2 protein-coding genes are annotated in these 2302 nt (G+C 65.5%); both read left to right on the top strand.

The features are described from left to right. Nucleotides 1-198: 198 nt before the first annotated feature. Nucleotides 199-1224 (top strand): alpha/beta fold hydrolase, encoded by a 1026-nt coding sequence (locus tag BRAO375_RS25360; protein ID WP_009030308.1) that lies wholly within the window; start codon nucleotides 199-201, stop codon nucleotides 1222-1224. A gap of 14 nt (nucleotides 1225-1238) precedes the next feature. Further along, entirely contained in the window at nucleotides 1239-2192 is a 954-nt protein-coding gene (locus BRAO375_RS25355; protein WP_175345365.1) for a fatty acid desaturase, read from the top strand. The last annotated feature ends 110 nt before the right edge of the window (nucleotides 2193-2302 follow it).

Genomic DNA, 2302 nt, shown 5'->3' with positions numbered 1-2302 from the left:
ACGTTTTCGAGGGTGTTCCACCTGGCAAGACTCGGGCGCAACCCGCCGCGAGAGCGCAAACCCATGGTCCCGGCGAAGCTGTGTATGCGACGCCATGCCGCCGCGCCGTTCATGCGAGCATGCCATGCCAAAAAATGGGCGTGTAGGCGTGCCGCGCATCACCTAGGCTCGGCGCAGGGATGACATGGGATCACGCGCATGACGGCAGCTGGCGATTATCAGATGTTCGAGGCAGGCGACGTCGTGCTGCAATCCGGCGCGACGTTCCCCTCGCTGCGGCTCGCCTACAAGACCTATGGCACGCTGAACGCGGCGAAGGACAACGTCATTCTCTATCCGACCTCGTTCGGTGCGCAGCATACCGACACCGAATGGTTGATCGCGCCCGGCGGCGCGCTCGATCCCAACAACTACTTCATCATCATCCCGAACCTGTTCGGCAACGGCCTGTCGTCGTCGCCCTCGAACACGCCGGCCGGTGAGACGCCGTTCCCGGCGATCACCTATCACGACGCCATCGCGGTCCAGCGTCGGCTGCTGGAGGAGCAGTTCGGCATCGACCGGATCGCGCTGGTCTATGGCTGGTCGATGGGCGGCATGCAGGCCTATCACTGGGCTGCTCTCCACCCGAATATGGTCGAGCGCGCGGCGGTCGTCTGCGGCAGCGCGCGCTGCTCGCCCTACAATCATCTGTTCCTCGACGCCGTGAAGGCCGCGCTGGTCGCCGACCCGGCATTCCGGAACGGCCGCTTCGTCGAGACGCCGGTGGCCGGCCTGCGCGCCATGGGCCGCATCTATGCGGGCTGGGCGATGTCCTACGAGTTCTACCGCGACGAGGTCTGGCGCGAGCAGGGTTTCGGCTCGCAGGAGGACTATCTCGCCGCCACCTGGGACACCGCCTTTGCGCATCGCGACGCCAACAATCTGCTGGCGCAGATCGCGATCTGGCAAGGCGGTGACATCAGCGCTTGCGCGGCCTTCGGCGGCGATCTCGATCGCGCGCTGGCCGCGATCACCGCGCGCATGCTGCTGATGCCCGGGCAGACCGACCGTTATTTCGACTGGCGCGACAATGAGCGCGAGCTGCCGAAGCTGATCAACGCGGGATCGGCCGCGCTGCGGCCGATCCCGTCGATCCACGGCCACCGCGCCGGCAATCCGATCCGTATTCCGGCCGACCGCGACTTCATCAACACCCACGTCTCAACCCTTCTCCAGAGCTGATCCCTGAGTCCGTCATGACCGATGTGCCCACCGACGAATTTGCGCCGCGCCCGAAGCGGCGGACGCCGGCGATGCTGCAGGAGCTGACGCAGCGCTCCAACGTCCGGGGCGCCTTGCGCGCGCTCAGTCACTACGGCGCGATCGCCGTGGTCGGCACGCTGATCGGGCTGATCGTTTCCGCCCAAGGCGTCGTATGGGCGCTGCCTCTGATGCTGCTGCAAGGCGTGCTCGTCGCGTTCCTGTTCATGGCCGTGCATGAGACCGCGCACAAGACCGCATTCGACAGCCGCCGGCTGAACGTGGCGGTCGGCTATCTCTCAGGCTTTCTGATCGGACTGCCCTATGAGTACTACTGCCTGTTTCACTGGGAGCATCACCGCCACACCCAGGATCCCCAGCGCGATCCCGAGCTGATCGTCGGCCCCAAGCCGCGTTCGGAGACACAGCTCGCGATCGCCTATTCAGGCTTGGTTCAGGTAGCCGGCCGTTTGCGATTGCTGCTGAAGCATGCGGTAACGGGCGAGGTCACCGTGCCCTGGATCCCCGCCGGCCGTCGCGCCACCATCGTGCGCGAGGCGCGCATCTATGTCGCCGGCTATACGCTGCTGCTGCTCGGCTCGCTGGCGCTGCACAGCGCGCTCTTGCTGTGGGTCTGGGTGCTGCCATTGCTGTTCGGCCAACTGATCCTGCGCCCCTACCTCTACGCCGAGCACACCGGCTGCGATCACACAAGAAGCGCCTTCCACAACACCCGCACCACCTTCACCACGCAATTCGTGCACTGGCTCGCCTGGAACATGCCCTACCACGTCGAGCACCACGCCTATCCGGCGGTGCCGTTCCACGCCTTGCCGAAGCTGCATGCGATCGTCGATGGCGAGATCAAGTATCGCGGGCAGGGCTATGTCGCGGTGACGCGGCAGACCTGGGCGTGGTTTCGGACGCACTTTGATGGAGCGAAGCCCTAAGCAAATGAGTTCGCGCCTAAGCCATCGCCACGCAGACGGTGCGCTCCCTCTCCCCGTCCTTCACGGGGAGAGGGTTGGGGTGAGGGGCAGCCGCACGAGAAGTGTTCGTC

The organism is Bradyrhizobium sp. ORS 375, assembly GCF_000239775.1.
GTDB lineage: Bacteria > Pseudomonadota > Alphaproteobacteria > Rhizobiales > Xanthobacteraceae > Bradyrhizobium.
This window is presented reverse-complemented; position numbering and strand designations above follow the sequence as displayed.